Source organism: Lacinutrix jangbogonensis (assembly GCF_000797445.1).
GTDB lineage: Bacteria > Bacteroidota > Bacteroidia > Flavobacteriales > Flavobacteriaceae > Lacinutrix > Lacinutrix jangbogonensis.
Genome location: NZ_JSWF01000018.1, coordinates 18,626 through 36,086, shown reverse-complemented (window position 1 = coordinate 36,086; position 17,461 = coordinate 18,626). Strand labels below are relative to the sequence as shown.

12 protein-coding genes and 2 pseudogenes are annotated in these 17,461 nt (G+C 31.0%); 10 read left to right on the top strand and 4 right to left on the bottom strand.

The genetic code is table 11. The features are described 5' to 3' along the window. Nucleotides 1-222: 222 nt before the first annotated feature. From RH82_RS03925 to RH82_RS03900, 6 genes and pseudogenes are all read left to right on the top strand, one after another. On the top strand, nucleotides 223-1,614 hold the full coding sequence (locus RH82_RS03925; protein WP_034058270.1) for a helix-turn-helix domain-containing protein: 1,392 nt from the start codon (nucleotides 223-225) through the stop codon (nucleotides 1,612-1,614). A gap of 454 nt (nucleotides 1,615-2,068) precedes the next feature. Then, complete coding sequence (locus tag RH82_RS03920) at nucleotides 2,069-4,321, top strand: S41 family peptidase (RefSeq protein WP_034058269.1); 2,253 nt, start codon at nucleotides 2,069-2,071, stop codon at nucleotides 4,319-4,321. 371 nt (nucleotides 4,322-4,692) lie between these two features. Next, nucleotides 4,693-5,091 (top strand): annotated as a pseudogene (locus RH82_RS03915) (nuclear transport factor 2 family protein). Between the two features lie 6 nt (nucleotides 5,092-5,097). After that, nucleotides 5,098-5,421, top strand: a complete 324-nt coding sequence (locus RH82_RS03910) for an EthD family reductase (protein WP_241148002.1) — start codon at nucleotides 5,098-5,100, stop codon at nucleotides 5,419-5,421. Between the two features lie 711 nt (nucleotides 5,422-6,132). Next, a complete protein-coding gene (locus RH82_RS03905; protein WP_034058268.1) occupies nucleotides 6,133-6,555 on the top strand; it encodes a hypothetical protein in 423 nt (140 codons plus the stop codon). A gap of 218 nt (nucleotides 6,556-6,773) precedes the next feature. Beyond that, nucleotides 6,774-8,630: a PLP-dependent aminotransferase family protein gene (locus RH82_RS03900; RefSeq protein WP_034058265.1), complete on the top strand. Its 1,857-nt coding sequence runs from the start codon at nucleotides 6,774-6,776 to the stop codon at nucleotides 8,628-8,630. A gap of 148 nt (nucleotides 8,631-8,778) precedes the next feature. Here the strand turns inward: RH82_RS03900 and RH82_RS03895 are convergent, their stop codons facing one another. The 3 genes and pseudogenes from RH82_RS03895 to msrA all read right to left on the bottom strand — a co-directional run bounded on the left by RH82_RS03895 (nucleotide 8,779) and on the right by msrA (nucleotide 10,417). Next, a complete protein-coding gene (locus RH82_RS03895; protein ID WP_034058262.1) occupies nucleotides 8,779-9,072 on the bottom strand; it encodes a hypothetical protein in 294 nt (97 codons plus the stop codon). Nucleotides 9,073-9,252: 180 nt separating this feature from the next. Next, nucleotides 9,253-9,849 (bottom strand): annotated as a pseudogene (gene folE / locus RH82_RS03890) (GTP cyclohydrolase I FolE). A gap of 1 nt (nucleotide 9,850) precedes the next feature. Continuing rightward, nucleotides 9,851-10,417, bottom strand: a complete 567-nt coding sequence (msrA, locus tag RH82_RS03885; RefSeq protein WP_034058259.1) for a peptide-methionine (S)-S-oxide reductase MsrA — start codon at nucleotides 10,415-10,417, stop codon at nucleotides 9,851-9,853. A gap of 176 nt (nucleotides 10,418-10,593) precedes the next feature. On the opposite strand from msrA, the gene RH82_RS03880 reads away from it, so the two are divergent. The 4 genes from RH82_RS03880 to RH82_RS03865 all read left to right on the top strand — a co-directional run bounded on the left by RH82_RS03880 (nucleotide 10,594) and on the right by RH82_RS03865 (nucleotide 15,378). Next, on the top strand, nucleotides 10,594-13,068 hold the full coding sequence (locus tag RH82_RS03880; protein ID WP_034058256.1) for a DUF5916 domain-containing protein: 2,475 nt from the start codon (nucleotides 10,594-10,596) through the stop codon (nucleotides 13,066-13,068). A gap of 60 nt (nucleotides 13,069-13,128) precedes the next feature. Then, entirely contained in the window at nucleotides 13,129-13,788 is a 660-nt protein-coding gene (locus RH82_RS03875) for an ABC transporter ATP-binding protein (protein ID WP_034058253.1), read from the top strand. Nucleotides 13,789-14,050: 262 nt separating this feature from the next. Then, nucleotides 14,051-14,431 carry a hypothetical protein gene (locus RH82_RS03870; protein WP_241148001.1) on the top strand — a complete coding sequence of 127 codons (381 nt, stop codon included), beginning with the start codon at nucleotides 14,051-14,053 and terminating at the stop codon, nucleotides 14,429-14,431. A gap of 182 nt (nucleotides 14,432-14,613) precedes the next feature. Continuing rightward, entirely contained in the window at nucleotides 14,614-15,378 is a 765-nt protein-coding gene (locus RH82_RS03865; protein WP_034058248.1) for a TIGR02757 family protein, read from the top strand. A gap of 73 nt (nucleotides 15,379-15,451) precedes the next feature. Here RH82_RS03865 and RH82_RS03860 read toward each other — a convergent pair whose 3' ends face one another. Continuing rightward, nucleotides 15,452-17,359, bottom strand: a complete 1,908-nt coding sequence (locus tag RH82_RS03860) for a M61 family metallopeptidase (RefSeq protein ID WP_034058246.1) — start codon at nucleotides 17,357-17,359, stop codon at nucleotides 15,452-15,454. Between the last annotated feature and the right edge of the window lie 102 nt (nucleotides 17,360-17,461).

Here is a 17,461-nt window from a genome sequence, read left to right as displayed (position 1 = left end):
AATTCAATTAACAAACACCAGGAAACAGACACATTAAAAACAATTAATGTAATAAATAAATTTATTACTAATTATAAAATCCAAAACAAGCCTATTATTGTAAGTGAAGGCTATGTCCTTTTAACCATATATTACAATAAATATGAAAAATTTGATGACCTCATTCAATCTGCAAATGCGCTTCTAAATTTTGCAAAAGAAAACAAATTAGATGATGAGTTAATGAAAGCCTATGTTATTAGAAATATTGGTATTACAAAAAAAAACGGGTATAACGATTTACAAATAATACAAAATAATTATGAAGCTTTAGAGATCGCCGAGAACTTTGAAAGTAATATGTGGGTTTGCAAGTTTAAACTTCAGATTGCAGATTATTATGGTAGAACAGATCAATTTAAGCAAGCCCTAAATCCTTTAAAAGAGATCCTTAAAGAACTTAAGATCATCAGTGAAACAAAGGATTATAAAGAAAATAAATCTTGGGGAATTAACTTAGAAACAGTAAGCTTAAAACTTAGCGAAATGTATTTAGGATTAAACAGAATGGATTCGGCTAAAATCTATAATAACTACGCTAAAAGTATCTTAGACACAATACATACTGGTAATAATTTATTTTATAAAACCACTTACTATTTACAAGATTTAGAAATAAATTTACAAGAGAAAAATATAAAGGAAGCTGAAAAAAGTTATAAAAATGCTTTAAAAATAATACCTAGTTATTATAACAGACCTAATAAGAATATTTTAAAATCCTACTATTCTGGTTTAATAGCCTTTGAAAAAGAACAGTATAATGAGGCAATAGATAACTTTAAGCGATTAGATACTTCAGCATTAAATAGAAATAAGGAAGAAGGTTTTTATCTAAACAAAACACATAAGATGCTATACAAATCTTATTTAAAGACTAACAATTTAGAAAAAGCTGATTATTATTTTGAAAAATATTTAGCTTCCTTAAGCGGTAAGACTAATTTTAATAATTCAGTAAATTCAAAGTTTAATAAAATTGAAGTAGATAACTATAATGCGGAAGTAAAAAACCTTAAAAAACAAAAACAAAAACAAAAGACTATTTTAATAGTCACTACATTATTATTCTCTATTATATTTATTGTCTTTTTTATAATCTATAGAAAAAAGCAAAAAAAGGATGGTATAGAATTAAAATTACTACTAGAAAAAGTTTCAATAAAAGAGAAAACTAATATCAAACCAAAAGTTGTGTCTTTAGATATTAAGGATTTTGAAATAAAAAGAATAGTAGATAAATTAAAGGAATTAGAGCATAAAAAATATTATTTAAGAACAGATTGTACGGCCTCAAATGTTGCAAAGAAAATCAAAACAAACACAACCTATTTGTCCAAAATTATTAATTCATATTACAAGAAAAACTTCACAAATTACATTAATGATTTAAGGATAGATTTTGTTCTTGACAGGTTAAAAAAAGACAAAATATTTAGAAAATACTCCATACAATCCATAGCCAATGAAATTGGTTTTAAAAGTAAAGAATCTTTCAATTCTGCTTTAAAAAAAAGAACAGGAGTGCTCCCTTCTAAAATAATTAGAGAGCTAGATAAAATGGATAAACAATAAAACAATTTAAGAGTATCAGTATTGTTTGTTGCGCATTTTAGATACTTAATTTTATAAAATTAAGCAACTACTCTTTTTAAATACAGTTTATTTATTGTTTTTTTGTGATGGAAAATTTAAAAAAACAGGCTGTGTTATCTAAATAAACCATTAGTAAACAGTCTTCAATTATTACTCCCTAACTTAACATAGTATCAAGTAATAAATTAAAGGTTTTTTTTATTTTCGGTTTTAGTTGAAGGGAGAATAGTTTATGTTGAAACATAAATAAAGACGTCGTACAAAAGGCGTCAAAAATAAAATATTCGCACTCAATTTTTTACAATTTTATTTAAAATTTTCACATTCTAAATGTAGAAACAAAAAATGGTCGGTAAATTAATTAAGACATTTCCTCTGATTAAAAAATAAGTAAAATACAAAGGCCTATTAAACTAAACAATACATTAATACTATGAAAAAATTAATTTCTATTTTAAGTATAATTTTAATTGTTATTACTTCATGTAAAAAAGAGCAAGACAAAACCGACAATTTAAAAACCTTTGCAAAAGCTTTTGGCTATGTAAAATATTTTCATCCCAGTGATGAAGCCTCAAAAATTGATTGGAATTATTTTGCAGCTCATGGTGCAGGAGAAATTATTAAATGCAACAGTAAATCCGAGGTTATAAGTACACTTAACAGTTTATTCAAACCTATTGCACCCAGCGTTGTATTTACTGAAACAAAGGGAAACTATGATTTTGCAGCAATAACTCCGGAAAACACGGAGGATTATCAATCAACATACTGGCAACATAGAGGTGTTTCATTAGATATGAGTAACCAAAATAGTCCTTATCGTAGTGTGAGAGTAAATAGGTATTCAGAGGTTGACGAATCTAGTCGCTATAGCAATCTTTCAAGGTCTTTAAATCTTGAAAAATATCTAGGAAAAAGAATAAAATATACGGGTTGGGTAAGAATTAAAGAAGCTTCAAAAGGAAGTGGATATTTATGGTTGAGGGTTGATAAATCAGATAAGACTACGGGTTTCTTTGATAATATGGGATCAAGACCAATAAAAAGTAATGAATGGCAAGAATACGAAATTATAGGAGAAGTCGATGACTTGGCGAGTTCAATGACATTTGGAAGTATGTTTATGGGTAAAGGCACATTATATTTAGACGCTATTCACCTTTACTATGAAGAGGGCGATAAATGGATTGAAATACCTTTAAACAATAGTGATTTCGAAGCTGACGAAATTGGAAATAAAAATGAAAATTCTGATTGGGTAGGAAGAGGCAAAGGTTATTCATTTAGCGTTTCAAAAACAGAAAACAAAAAAGGTGAAAGTTGCGCCGTATTATCTTATGAAGGTAAAATAAAAAAAGTAATAGGTGAATCTATTTTTGAAGAAGCTCCGGAATTTGGAGAATTAATTGAAAAAGAAATTGGTGATGGTATTATTTGTCAAATCCCATTAAACCTATTTGGTAATAATGAAAACACTTATCCTGTAAGTGATAATTTAAAGGCAACGCAGGATGCATTGAATATCCTTAGTGATAGTCCTACAGAATTGGCTACACGGCTAGGCAATATTATTATCGCTTACAATGTTTTTCAACACTTTTATCCTTATTTCGAAGAAGTCAATACTAATTGGGAACAGGAACTTGAAACCGCTTTAAACCAAAGTTTTATCGATAAAAATGAAAATGACCATCTCATTACTTTAGAAAAATTTACAGCAAGCTTGAAAGATGGACATATTTGGGTCTCTGGTGGCAGTTTTGGTAAATTTGTACCACCAATACATTGGGAGTGGATTGAAGATAAACTAATCATTACGCAGGTGTCTAACGACAGCATAAATCTAAACGTCGGAGATGTTGTTACTAAAATAGATAATATGGCGTCCAAGGAGTATTTTAAAGAGGTTAATTCTAGAATTTCGGCAGGGACAAAAGGTTGGCTAAACCATTCAGCACAAAGCTCAAGTTTATTTGGTGGTAAAGATTCAGAATTACTGATACAAGTAAATAATGAAACTATAGCATTAAAACGCGATAAAACATATAACTATAGCGTAACTGAAATTGAGATACAAAAAAATAAGTATAAACTTTTAGAGAATGGCATCTACTATCTTAATCTAGATACAATAGAAATGGATACCATTACCTCACTTTTACCAGAACTAAAAGCAGCCAAAGGTATTATTTGCGATATGAGAGGTTATCCAAATGGTAATCATGATTTTATTTCGCATCTACTCAAAGAAAATGATACCTCAAAAGCATGGTTGAGAACACCTAAAATAATATACCCAGATCAAGAGAATATGCTTGGGTATGTTGATACAGGCTGGGAAATAACTGCTAAAGAACCGTTTTTAGGTGATAAGAAAGTGGTCTTTATTATTGATGGTAGATCTATAAGTTATGCTGAAAGTTATATGAGCTTTATAGAACATTATAATTTAGCAACTATTATTGGTCAACCTACCGCTGGTGCAAACGGAAATGTAAATCCGTTTGCCTTATTAGCGAATTACAGAATGAGTTGGACAGGAATGAAAGTAGTAAAACACGACGGTTCTCAGCATCATGCCGTTGGAATATTACCAGATATATATGTGAATAAAACAGTAGAAGGTGTAAAATCTGGTAAAGACGAGTTTTTAGAAAAAGCAATTGAAGTTATTTTAGAATAATAGGGTGACCATAAACAGGTCCAACTAATAGCAGATTACAACACATATACAAAAAGCATTACAGTTTCTTTTGTCAATTGTTTATTCACTATGTTTAGTTTTTAAACACCAATCTAAACTGTAGTTCACGCCGCGCCGCGTTCCAAATGAATTTCAATGCCTCAACATTTTGGCAATTGTCGTTTGCCTTATCTTTTATTTTTCTCAGATATTTTCAATATCTTAACAAGATAAAAAAACAGAAACAAACGATAGAGTCTAATCTTTGAAAAATATCATATAAAATGAAACTCACTAAAATCTTGTTTATAGTCTTCGTTTTCGCTGGAACGATAAACGCTAAAGCCCAATTGTAAAATAGCCAATCTGAAATCACACAGATTACAGAAACATTAATGGATTATATAGATGGAACGGCGAATGGCGAACCCGAAAAGCTTAAAAGAGCCTTTCACCCAGATTTCAATTTATACACGATTATAAATGACAGCCTAAGAATTCGCTCTGGAAAGAAATACATTGCAAATGTCAAAGAGGGACAAAAATCAAACCGAATAGGAGGTATTATTTCTATTGATTACTAAAATGATGCGGCAATTGCGAAAGCAGAAATTGTAATACGGAATTGGAGGATTTTTACAGATTATTTTCTATTAATGAAATATCAAGAGCGTTGGAAAATAGTTCAAAAATCATATACTTTCAGACCATTTCCTAAAGTGGAAAAAAAGAATAAATACCATTTTAATAGTAACAATAATCTAAAATAAATTATAATGAAAAAAGGAATGATTAAGGTAAGTGTCGTTTATCCTAACTCGGCAGGTAAAACATTTGACATGGACTATTATTGTAATAAACATTTACCACTGGTTGGTTCTCTATTAGGAGTATCACTTAAGGGTGCAACTGTTGAAAAAGGAATTGGTGGTGGTGCTCCCGGATCCATAGCTCCATTTGCCGGAATGGGTAATATGTATTTTGACTCTGTAGAAGAATTCCAAAATGCCTTTGGACCAAATGCTGAAAAAATAATGGGAGATTTACCTAATTTTACAAACATTGAACCTGTCATTCAGGTTAGTGAAGTTCTAGTTTAAAATATTGAATAATCTAGTTGTAAAAGCTTTATCCCAAAATCATTTTTTTGTTTAAATAGATGTTTCAATCTAAGTCTTGAGTCGCTCAAAAGTGTATTATGCTTTGTATCATTAATTATAACATTAAAATACCATTAGTTGAAAAACTAAAAGAAACGAAATAATAATATTTTGATAAATGGGAGATAAACGAAAAGGTCAATTAACAACCGATTCTGAATGGCATAAGCATTTAAGAAAAATTGGCAAACGGTTTTTCTAAAAAAGCGAACGTTTAGCTTAAAAAAAACTGATAAACAATGAATTATCTGAAGAGAAAAATAAGAAGGAATAAATAATATTAGCCAACACCTACATTTAAAAATGTTGGCTCCTGCCCTACTTTAAAGTTCTGCTATAAAAATTCAATTGTCATAACTCAAAATAATAGTCAGAATTTTTTAAACAAAAAACATGGAGTACAGAATTTATTTATAATTTAAAACAATAATTTGGAATTTTAGTTAAATCATGATAATAAAAGTAATCAAGTGCTAATATATTTTCATCAATAAAATACTATAATCTGATATAAAAACAACTAAACTATCGCCTATTACTTTTCGGTTATATTAGATAGTAATAAACAATATAAAAAAACGTTATCGTACTATATTTTAGAATAATACAAACCAATAACACGAGACACCCAAACACATAAAAAACGAACATATGAAAACACTATTAATTAATTTTATTTTAATCTTTTTACTATTTGGATTTGTTTCTTGCGATAGACCAGAATGTAATAATGAAAATTCCATATTTGAAAATAATATGCCAGATTCAAAAATATACAAAGACGAGTTAGTCAAACAACTTAATACAATTGACCAATCAAAATTAACTTATTGGCTTAAAAAATATGATGACCAAAATGGAAAAGAATCCTTATACTTCAATGTTCAAGGTGATGGCTTATGTGCTGTTCTTAATTTAACCATATATAATGATTGGAATAAATTAGAAAATGTGCGAGAAAAAAAAGGAGTTGGACGCAGAGGAGCAGAATTCACAAATTTACAATTTGATATTATTAAGGATTCTCTGTCAACCGAATTTGTCTATAAAACATTTGATGGAATAATAGATTAAAAAAATATGCCATCACATATGGATTTCAGGACTAGTGTAAGACTATTTACTAAAATTCTATTACAGTTTACATTCCCTTTCTAACATTGTCATTAAGGACTTAAAACAAGTCCTTAATTTTCTAAAAAACTAAAGTATTTAATTTGTACTCCCCTAAATAAAAGCGACATAATTCTAAACAGTTATGTATCTTGCCAACCTATTTAAAGGTGTAAGTTATGGAAGAGAATAAAATGAAAAATTATATTAAAGCTGTATTAGAAAACATGCCAGTTGGCTGGTTGAGTACAACAACCCATCGACTAGATATTTATGATGAACAGTTAGCTAAAACTCAATTTTTAGAGCAGTTTGAAACCTTATTTAATAACAATAATTATAAAGCGTCTGCACTTAGTAAATTACCTACTGCATACGACTATATAAGATTAGGTCATCCATTATCTTGCCTACTAGAATGGGTAGTTGCTAAATTGCATGATCTAAAACCAGAAAACGTAATCAGTTTCTCTTCAAAGACGGTTCCTATTTTGGCCATTTTAAGAAAAAATTTATTAGATAATAAAAACACACAAATTGCATATATAGGTGAATTACCAGAGTGTTTTGATGCTGAAATAGTAAAAAGTGTTTATGGCTATGCCTTTGATTTGAATAAAGTTGAGACTATGGAAGCCATTTCTGCATATAATGGCAGTACCATTTTCATTTCACAAGAAGATAAAATCGGCACTATTAGCTCTAATCCAAATATTGACTTTTTTATCAATATTCAGTCTCACCTTGGAAGTGTTTTATTAGTAAATGGTGAACATAATAATAATAATAATAATAATTACATTTCAGATATTCAGCATGTAAGAAGAAGAGAAACTATAGCAATGACGCCAGCCAATGCTCTTGTGGCCTTAAAATCACTTTTAGAGCACTCTTCTTTAGAGAATAAGAATAGTAACGTAGAAACAAACAAAGCATTAGTCTTAAGTGCTATTAACGAGATTACTAGTACAACTACAAAAGCACTAGTGTCTTCTAGCGGACTCTCTATTCAATATGCTATTCTAATGGGTCTAATTCATGATGCACTAGAAAAACACAAAGGAAAGGCTATCAAAATTATTGTACCTCCAAATTGTTATGGTGGAACAAACGACCAAGCAAGACGCGTTGCAGCTTGCATTGATAATGTTGAAGTGGTAGATTTACCTGTGGATGGTAATAGTGATATGGTGCAAAGTATTGATACCGTTTTAAATAAAATTGCTAAACAAGATGCTGTTCCTTATATAATTGCCGAAATCCCAACAAACCCAAGAGTTGAAGTTCCAGACCTTCAAAAATTAAAAGAAGCTTTAAGTGCAACACGTAAAACTGAAACTGGTGAAATAGCTATTGATCCTGTTTTTATTTTAGATCAAACGTTTTGTCCTAATGTACACTTTTTAGGAGATGATGAAATACTATCAACAGTTAGAACCATTTCGTTTGCTAGTGGATCGAAATTTCCAAGTGGTGGTCAATGTACTGCTGGCTATTGTGTAGGAAATAAAAAAACGATAGCATTGATGGAGAAAATAGAAATGCATCTCACACTTTGTGATAATGAGGCTACAGATTTTCAATATGAAATATTAACCAAACAATTGCCTTCAATGAAACAAAGAATTGTTGATGCATATAAAAACACACGTGAATTTGTAAACTTTATTAAGGAAACTTTACCAGAAGCGAAAATCAATTTTGTTTCTGAAGAATTGGCAGAAAAAGGATTTACACCATCTGTTTTTTCATTAGACCTTCCTACTAAAGGTGATACTGATGAAGAAAAGGAAACTTACAAAAGAGGTTTAAATTTGAAGTTAATTAATTTAATGATTACCGAAATCCCTAATGAAAGTAAGTTCTGTGTAAGTTATGGGCAGTTAAAAGGATGTTATTGGACCATACCTGCAACATCTACTCAAGGCACAACTAAAGAAGGAGACAAAGATTATATTGTACGTGCGTCACTTTCTCCAAATATGGATCTGGAACTTCATAAAAAAGTATTTTCAAAATTTGTTGAAAGTATTTAATTTTATTCTGTAAAAAATAGAAGCGATAATCCTTCAGCAAGTGAAATTGAAAAATTTGTAGAATTACTTGAAAGGAATTATATCTTTTAAAAGAACAAAAAAAGCACTCTTACGAGTGCTTTTTCAATATATAAATCACGATGAGTAATTAACTTATATCAATAATAGTTTTTGTTTTAAATACGTAGGTGTATAACCACATTAATGTAAATGTTGGTATCACATCTAATCCTGGCATTACTTCTTCAATAAAAGAAACAGCTGCACCTAATTTTCCTGCAGTACCTTTATAAAGCTTAGTCATTAAATAAGCTGATGCTGGAGCCCAAATTACATCTGTAATCTCTCCTATTCCAGGAATAATAAAGCTAGCAAGACCTATTGCATCAAAAAGGATACTAGCTGCTAATATTTTGTATTTGTTTGTGTTTTCTAAATTCATTGTTTAGTTTATATTAATACCGTTAATAAAGCAAATAGTGTTCCATTTTTTATTAGAGTATTAAAACACTACTATATTAGATAAAACAGAATGTCTATATTACAATACAAGTCATGATTTTATGAGATTTGTTACAAAACAACCAAGCTCATAGAATTTCACGCAACGTTAAACATCACTCTAACTCAAATTAGAACTTATCAATTTTAAAAACTCAGCACGCGTTTCTTTATTTTTAAAATCACCTCTAAAACTAGATGTGGTTGTTATAGAGTTCTGTTTTTACACGCCACGCAGCATCATAAACATGTGTGACGCTTCAATTACAACAGCTACACCTTCTGGCTTAAGAGTATCGTTTATGCAATCTAATATTTGATGTGTTAAACGCTCTTGTACTTGTAAACGTCTTGCAAAAACATCTACTATTCTTGGTAGTTTACTTAATCCAACAATGTGTCCATTTGGTATGTAAGCAATATGCGCTTTTCCAAAAAACGGTAATATGTGATGCTCACAGAGTGAATACAACTCGATATTTTTTACTATTACCATATCGTTATATTCTTCCTTGAACATAGCACTTTTTAATATTTGAGCTTCATCTTGCTCGTAACCTTGTGTTAAAAACTACATAGTCTTTACTGCACGTTCTGGAGTTTTAAGTAAACCATCACGTTGCGTATCTTAACCTAAATCTTCAATAATACTTTTATAGCGCCTTTTTACATCGTCTGTAACTTGCATGTTATACTCTTCAAATTTTTTATATGGCATCTTATTGTGTTTTCGTTGAATTGTTAGTTTTTAGTTTAGTGCTATAATAGGTACTCAGTTTTTTTAATTTTGGATGAATAACGAATTGGCAATACGAGTTCTCAGAATTGCGCTCGTAATATTCATGATGGTCTGCTTCAGCATTATAAAAAACATCGAAAGCAGTAACTTCGGTTACAATTTTATTCTCAAAAATATTCTCAGAATCTAAATGCTTGATAAAGGCTTCAGCTTGATGTTTCTGTACTTCAGAATGATAAAAAACCGCAGAACGATACTGAGTGCCAACATCATGATTTTGCCTATTTAAAGTGGTCGGATCATGAGTTGCAAAGAATATCTCAAGCAATTCAATATAACTAATCTGTGTTTCATTATAAAAAATCTGAATACCTTCTGCATGACCAGTTCTACCTGTAGTAATTTCGCGATAAGCAGGATTTTTTATGTTTCCACCGGTAAAGCCAGAAATTACTTTTTGTACACCCAATACTCTATTAAAAACGGCTTCAGTACACCAAAAACAACCATTTGCGAAAGTTGCTATTTTTAAGTTTTTATTCTCCATTAGATAAATTTACTTAAATAAAGTCCAATTATTAAGTAAGACCTTACTTAAGGCTATTTATTTAACTTTTTATTAAGACAAAAAAACCTTTGTAAAAGTAGTTTTGCAATGAAGGTTGTAACAAACTAAAACTTTGCTAGTCTTTAACTTATCAATCATTAACTACCATAAATCGAATGAAACTTTTTTCAGTTGTCGTATTAGCTGCATTACTTACTTTTCAAGTCACTGCACAAGACAAAAAAACATATTCTATTACGAGAACCGATAATGCACCAAAAATTGATGGTGTTTTAGACGACGAAGCATGGAAAACCGCACAAATTGCTACAGATTTTGTTGAGTTCCAACCTACAGTAGGTAAAACAATGCCAGAAAATAAGCGTACTGAAGTTAAAATGACTTACGATGATACTGGTATTTATATTTCTGCCTACCTCTATGATAACCCAGAAGATATGATGAAACAGTTTACGCAACGAGATGATTTTGGTCAGTCAGATTTTTTTGCTGCGGTTTTTAACCCAAATAACGATGCACAAAATAATACCGAATTTTTTGTATTTAGTTCTGGAACTCAAGCGGATGCTTCCGAGAGTCCAGGAAACGGAGAAGATTTTGGATGGAATGCCGTCTGGGAAAGTGCAACAAAAACCGTTGCTGATGGTTGGATTGTAGAAATAAAGATTCCTTACAGAGCGTTACGTTTTACGCAACAAGAAAACCCAACTTGGGGCATTCAATTTCACAGGCACTATAGAACAACAAGAGAACAGACTACATGGAACCCTGTAGATGTTACTAGTGGTGCTGGTATTGGTTTTTTTAATGGGGAGTTAAAAGGACTTTTAAATCTTGAACCTCCTACGCGATTAAGTTTTTATCCTTTTGCCTCGTATGTAGGAGATCGTTTCGATGGTGATAAATTCGACGATTTTAATGTAGGATTAGATATAAAATACGGAATTACAGAGAATTTTACACTTGATGCAACACTTATTCCAGATTTTAGCCAAGTCGGTTTTGACGATGTGCAGCTTAATTTAGGACCATTCGAACAAGCTTTTTCCGAGCAAAGACAGTTTTTTACAGAAGGTGTCGATTTATTTAGAAAAGGTAATTTATTCTTTTCTAGACGTATTGGTAGTAATCCAATTGGTAACCCTATTCTTGGAACAGACGAAATTATAGACGGAGATTTTCCGCAGAAAACAGCCTTGCTGAATGCAGTAAAAGTCTCAGGTAGAACAAAAAATGGTTTAGGCATCGGATTTTTTAATGCTATTACTGAAAAAACAGATGTAGATATTATTGATGCTGTTACTGGTGACAAGCGTAGCGAAACAGTCGAACCTTTAACCAATTACAACATTTTAGTTGTAGATCAACAATTTAATAAAAACTCGTCCGTAACCTTAATAAATACAAATGTTACGCGTAATGGTTCCGGTTTTAATGATATAAATGGAGACAGAAATGGTTCTGGTTATAGAGATGCCAATGTTACTGGATTATTATTCGATTTAAAAAATAAGAAAAATACTTATGGGGCTATTGCCGAAGTAAAGATGAGCAATATTAACCTTGTAGATGGAACACAAACTGGAATAAGTTCAAGTTTAGGTTTTGGTAAAAATAGTGGACAATATAGATGGAGTTTAACTCATGAATTGGCAGATAAAGAATACGATATTAATGATATGGGACTTCTTTTTAGAAACAACTATAGTAATTTTAGTGCCGATTTTTCTTATCAAATTTTTGAACCAACGGAAAATTTAAACAATTTCAGAATTAACTCTTGGGCGAACTATAATAGCTTATATAGACCAGGAACTTTTACAGGGTTCAATTTTGGTGGGCGCGTTTTTGCCATAGGAAAAAAGAGCTTAATGGCTTATGGAGGTAATTTTAATGTACAACCAGGAAAACAATTTAATTATTTTGGTCCTCGCGTTGATGGTCGCTATTTTATTACTGAAGATTGGTTAAATACAGGTGCATTTATATCTACAAATTATAATAAAAAGTATGCAATAGATGTTAATGTAGGCTATGAAACACTTTTTGAAGAAGGCAGAACGTATCAAAGTGTGTTTTTTGGTGTAGAACCAAGAATAAAATTCAATGAAAACTTTATTGTAATATATTCTTTTGAATGGGATCAAGAACTTCGCGAACGCGGTTGGATAGATTTTATTGGAGATGATATTATTTATGGTCAACGCGATCAATTAACTATAGAAAACAGTATTTCTGGAAGCTATAACTTTAACGCAATGAATAGTTTAACCTTAAGTTTTAGAAACTATTGGAGTTCAGTACAATATGAGGATAACATTTATGAGCTCGGTGAAAATGGAAGATTACATAGAGACAATGATTACACAAAAGAAGACATTAGCGATCCAGATGTTAATTTTAGTACTTGGAATCTTAACCTAACGTACTCTTGGCAATTTGCTCCTGGAAGTTTTTTAACTGCACAATATCGTAATCGTATTTTTAATTTTAATGATGATGGAGCTCAAGATTTTGGCAGTAGTTTAAATGAATTATTAGATCAGCCAAATGGAAATACTTTTTCACTTAGAATGGTTTACTTTATAGATTATTCAAATTTAAAAAACATATTTAAAGGTAAATCTTAAACCGTTTTAAGTTGTAAATTAGTTTGTAAAGTAGTATTTTTCATTCTCTTATTTTTTTATATGATTAAAGCTAAAAATATCCATAAGTATTACGACGACTTGCACGTTTTAAAAGGCGTTAACGTTCACATTAAAAAAGGCGAAGTTGTTTCTATTGTTGGCGCTTCAGGAGCAGGAAAAACAACATTACTTCAAATTTTAGGTACTTTAGATCGTATTTCTAAAACCGATGGTTCTTCTCTAGTCATTAATAACGAAAATATTAGTGCTCTTTCTGAAAAGCAATTGGCGAAATTTAGAAACGAACATATTGGATTTATTTTTCAGTTTCATCAATTGTTACCAGAGTTTACAGCCGTAGAAAACGTTTGCATTCCTGCTTTTATAAAAAAAACACCTAAAGCCGATGCTATAAAACGCGCTAAAGAATTATTGGATTTCTTAGGTTTATCTCACAGATACAACCACAAACCAAACGAGCTTTCCGGTGGAGAACAGCAACGAATTGCAGTAGCGAGAGCTCTCATTAATAATCCTAGTATTATTTTTGCCGATGAACCATCTGGAAACCTTGACAGCGAAAGTGCCGAAAATCTTCACAATCTATTCTTTAAACTTCGTGATGAATTTGGACAAACATTTGTAATTGTAACACATAACGAAGAATTAGCTAATTTGGCTGACAGAAAGTTGGTTATGGTTGATGGGAAGATGGAGTAAGCTACTACTACATCTATAATTTTAATGCCCTTTATTTATATGGAAGTCTTTACCATTATGTTTTAATATTCTTTTTTTACAATCAATAAAATATTCATCTACTTTTTTTTAGTAAAAAAATAGTATTGTAATACTTGTTGAAGGGACATGTTAAAAAATAAATTAGTATTTTTTAAGTTATTGATTTATATTCATACTTTCTAAACTTAAAACACTGATTATTAAAATTCTAAAGAGATTATCGTTTGTTCTCGTTACACTATTGCTTTTATGTTCTTTTACTGTTTCAGATAGCGAATATGTAGGAAAATGGAAAGGAAAAGATAAGGGTGATATTGGTTTTCTAACCTTGTCAAGTGAAGGGTATTCAACATTCGAGTTCAATGGACAATCCATGGGAGGAAAATCATACGATCACCAAGGAAAAAAAGCCGCGATGAAATATACTATCGATGACAAAACATCACCTGCGAGTATTGGTTTTATAATTATAGATAATGAATCTAACACAGAAATGGGAAGAATAAAAGGGATTCTGGAAATGAAATCTAGTGACGAATTGCAGATGGCAATGGCTTTTGGAGGTGGAACACGACCAACTGATTATTCAAAGGATGCTATTGTATTTAATCGCATAGAATAAAACTATTCTAACTAAATTATACAAATCCTCATCTAGCGATGGGGATTTTTCATTTTAGACTTAACTCTTAATTTTTATTGTGAAGGCTTAGTGACAGTAAAAGGATATAAAATACTTAAGTTTCTATTTAGGGTTTATATTTGGTAAAAATTAGAGCCCATTTTGTTATAAACATGTGAAAAATGAATAAAAAAGAACTCAAAGAATTTCTGGACGCCAAAGTAGAGCAATACAACAGACCCGATTTTATCACAAGCGATCCTATACAAATTCCACATCAATTTAGTAAAAAAGAAGATATTGAAATTGCCGGATTTTTAAGTGCAACTATTGCATGGGGAAATAGAAAAAGCATTATTAATAATGCAAATAAAATGATGACTCTACTAGAGCATTCTCCTCACGATTTTGTGATGAATCACCAAGAAACAGATTTAGCGAAATTAGAACCTTTTGCTCATAGAACCTTTAATGGCTTAGACTTTATCACTTTTATTAAAAGTCTTCAGCATATTTACAAAAACCATAATGGATTAGAATCTGTCTTTGCTAAGCATGCAGAAAATCAATCCTTACAAAACGCCATTCATCATTTTAAACAAACCTTTTTTGAAATCGAACATCTACAACGTACCGAAAAACATGTTAGTGATCCCCTTAAAAAATCAGCCGCAAAACGTATTAATATGTTTTTGAGATGGATGGTTAGAGACGATAATACTGGAGTCGATTTTGGAATTTGGAAAAGCCTCTCTCCTACTCAATTATCTTGTCCGTTAGATGTGCATTCTGGAAACGTCGCAAGAAAACTAGGCCTTTTAAATCGAAAACAAAACGATGGTAAAGCGCTAGCAGAATTGGATGCTTCTCTACGAAAACTGGATAAATCTGATCCTGTAAAATATGATTTCGCGTTGTTTGGTTTAGGCGTTTTTGAAGGATTCTAGTCCAAAACATTAATACAAAAAAAAGACCTATTAGAAATTAACTAATAGGTCTTTATTATTTTTAATATAATAATTATCCTTTTAACCAAGCTTTACGCAAAGTGTTCTGCTTTGGTGTTGCATTAGGATCTACAGCTAAACTTGAACCCGTAGTGTAAGATTGTGTTAATGTTGTTTTAACAATAACTTCTTTACCTTTTCTATCAATTACAACATCTACATCTCTACCAGGTTTCCACATGTAAGCAGCAGTTAACATCTCTTGAGCATTAGCCATTGTTAACTCTTTACCATCAATTGTTTTAATAACATCTCCCGGTAATACACCATTTTCTGCCCAGAAACTATTGCTCTTTACAGCTTCAGAGAAAGGTAATGTCATTGTAGTCATATCTGGAGCAAAGATTAATACACCATCATTCTGGATGTAATTAGTTTTTACTTTTCCTTCAGTTAATGCTAAACCTGCTTTAGCAAAAAAGTCGTTGTAGTTAATTGGTGTTCCACCAACAACATGTGTGTTTAAAAATGCTCCAACAGAAGGATACGTCATTGCAGTAATTTCAGCAATTAAATTATCATCTTCAAAAGGTTTGTTTTTACCGTATTTAAGAGATAGTTCTTTCATTAGAGATAAAATGCCTCTAGTTCCATTACTTTCCTCACGTAATATAATATCAATACACATTCCTATTAAAGCGCCTTTAGAATATACGTTTACGTATTGCGGAGCATAAGGTTCGTCAAGAATATTTTCACTCATTTCAGTAAAACTCATCGCATCATCCATTGCAGATGCAGATTTAATTTTACCCATTATTTTAGTAAAAAACTCATCTTCACTAACTAAACCTTGATCTACTTGAAATAACGTTGCAAAATATTCGGTTACACCTTCGTACATCCATAAATGTTTAGAGAATGTTGGTTGGTTGTAATCGAAGTAATGTACATCTTCAGAATGCACACTTAATGGAGTTACAATATGAAAAAACTCGTGAGAAACCACATCGATCATACTTTCTGCTAAAGCGGCGTCTGGCATAGATTCTGGTAGGACAACTACAGTAGATGTATGGTGCTCTAAAGCTCCAAAACCTTTTGGAGACTCTGCTTTTCCTTCAGATAAATATAAATAAATATCATAACGAGGCGTTGTATTAACGTCTCCTAAATATGCTTTTTGTGCTAACATCATTTTTTCCATTACTGCTTTAATTTTTTCAGCAGAATGTACTTTGTTAGGCGAATACACACTTAATACAATTTTAATATCTCCAACTTTAAATTCTTCAACATCTAATGCACCGTAAAACATTGGATTATCTGTAATATCAAAATATCTTGGAGCAAAATAGCTTGAAGTCATAGACATGCCATCAGCATTCATTTTTGTTCCAGTCTCTTGTAATGCAGATGTTTTCAACATTGTTTTTGGAGCAGTAACGTCTAATTTATATTGTGCCGTTTTTAAAGAATCAAAATACCCAATAAAACCGTGTAAATTTAAAACGTAGTTAGTTGTTTCTATGTTAGTTCCAGCAGGCGAAAATGGCACCTCTAACCCTATTCCACCACCTTGAGCTTCCATATCGAAAGTATCGTTAACATTATACGTTACCATATCTAAATTAGTAGCATTACTAATAGTCCAAGTATTAGTATCTGTTTTTACTACTGGTAATTCTGTTCCTTTATAATCAATGGCTTTAAAATCGTCAATATACTTTCCAAAGTCACTAACAGAATACGTTCCTTGTACTACTCTTGGCAATCTATACGTTACCGTTTCTACAGTAAAACGTCCAGGGTTTATTGTAACTGGCGCTTTATCGTCGATAACTTTTGTTAAATCTAAAGTTGTTTCAATAGGATTTAACGAGGCTAAATCGTTAGTAGATTTTCCGCCTGCAGTTTTTGTAGCGTTACATCCTACTAGAAGAACTCCAGTAAATACAACACTTAATAGGTGTTTTTTCATTGTTTTTGTTTTATGTTAATGGTCTAAAATACTAAGACGAACAAATGTACAATCCGTTACATATACAAATTGTAAAGTTTTGTTAATATCTATTAAATTCAA

Bases quoted from the DNA above. Each gene is read 5' to 3' on its own strand.
- RH82_RS03925 (WP_034058270.1), top strand. From the start codon at position 223: ATGAAAGCCTATGTTATTAGAAATATTGGTATTACAAAAAAAAACGGG.
- RH82_RS03920 (WP_034058269.1), top strand. From the start codon at position 2,069: ATGAAAAAATTAATTTCTATTTTAAGTATAATTTTAATTGTTATTACT.
- RH82_RS03910 (WP_241148002.1), top strand. From the start codon at position 5,098: ATGAAAAAAGGAATGATTAAGGTAAGTGTCGTTTATCCTAACTCGGCA.
- RH82_RS03905 (WP_034058268.1), top strand. From the start codon at position 6,133: ATGAAAACACTATTAATTAATTTTATTTTAATCTTTTTACTATTTGGA.
- RH82_RS03900 (WP_034058265.1), top strand. From the start codon at position 6,774: ATGGAAGAGAATAAAATGAAAAATTATATTAAAGCTGTATTAGAAAAC.
- RH82_RS03895 (WP_034058262.1), bottom strand. From the start codon at position 9,072: ATGAATTTAGAAAACACAAACAAATACAAAATATTAGCAGCTAGTATC.
- msrA (WP_034058259.1), bottom strand. From the start codon at position 10,417: ATGGAGAATAAAAACTTAAAAATAGCAACTTTCGCAAATGGTTGTTTT.
- RH82_RS03880 (WP_034058256.1), top strand. From the start codon at position 10,594: ATGAAACTTTTTTCAGTTGTCGTATTAGCTGCATTACTTACTTTTCAA.
- RH82_RS03875 (WP_034058253.1), top strand. From the start codon at position 13,129: ATGATTAAAGCTAAAAATATCCATAAGTATTACGACGACTTGCACGTT.
- RH82_RS03865 (WP_034058248.1), top strand. From the start codon at position 14,614: ATGAATAAAAAAGAACTCAAAGAATTTCTGGACGCCAAAGTAGAGCAA.
- RH82_RS03860 (WP_034058246.1), bottom strand. From the start codon at position 17,359: ATGAAAAAACACCTATTAAGTGTTGTATTTACTGGAGTTCTTCTAGTA.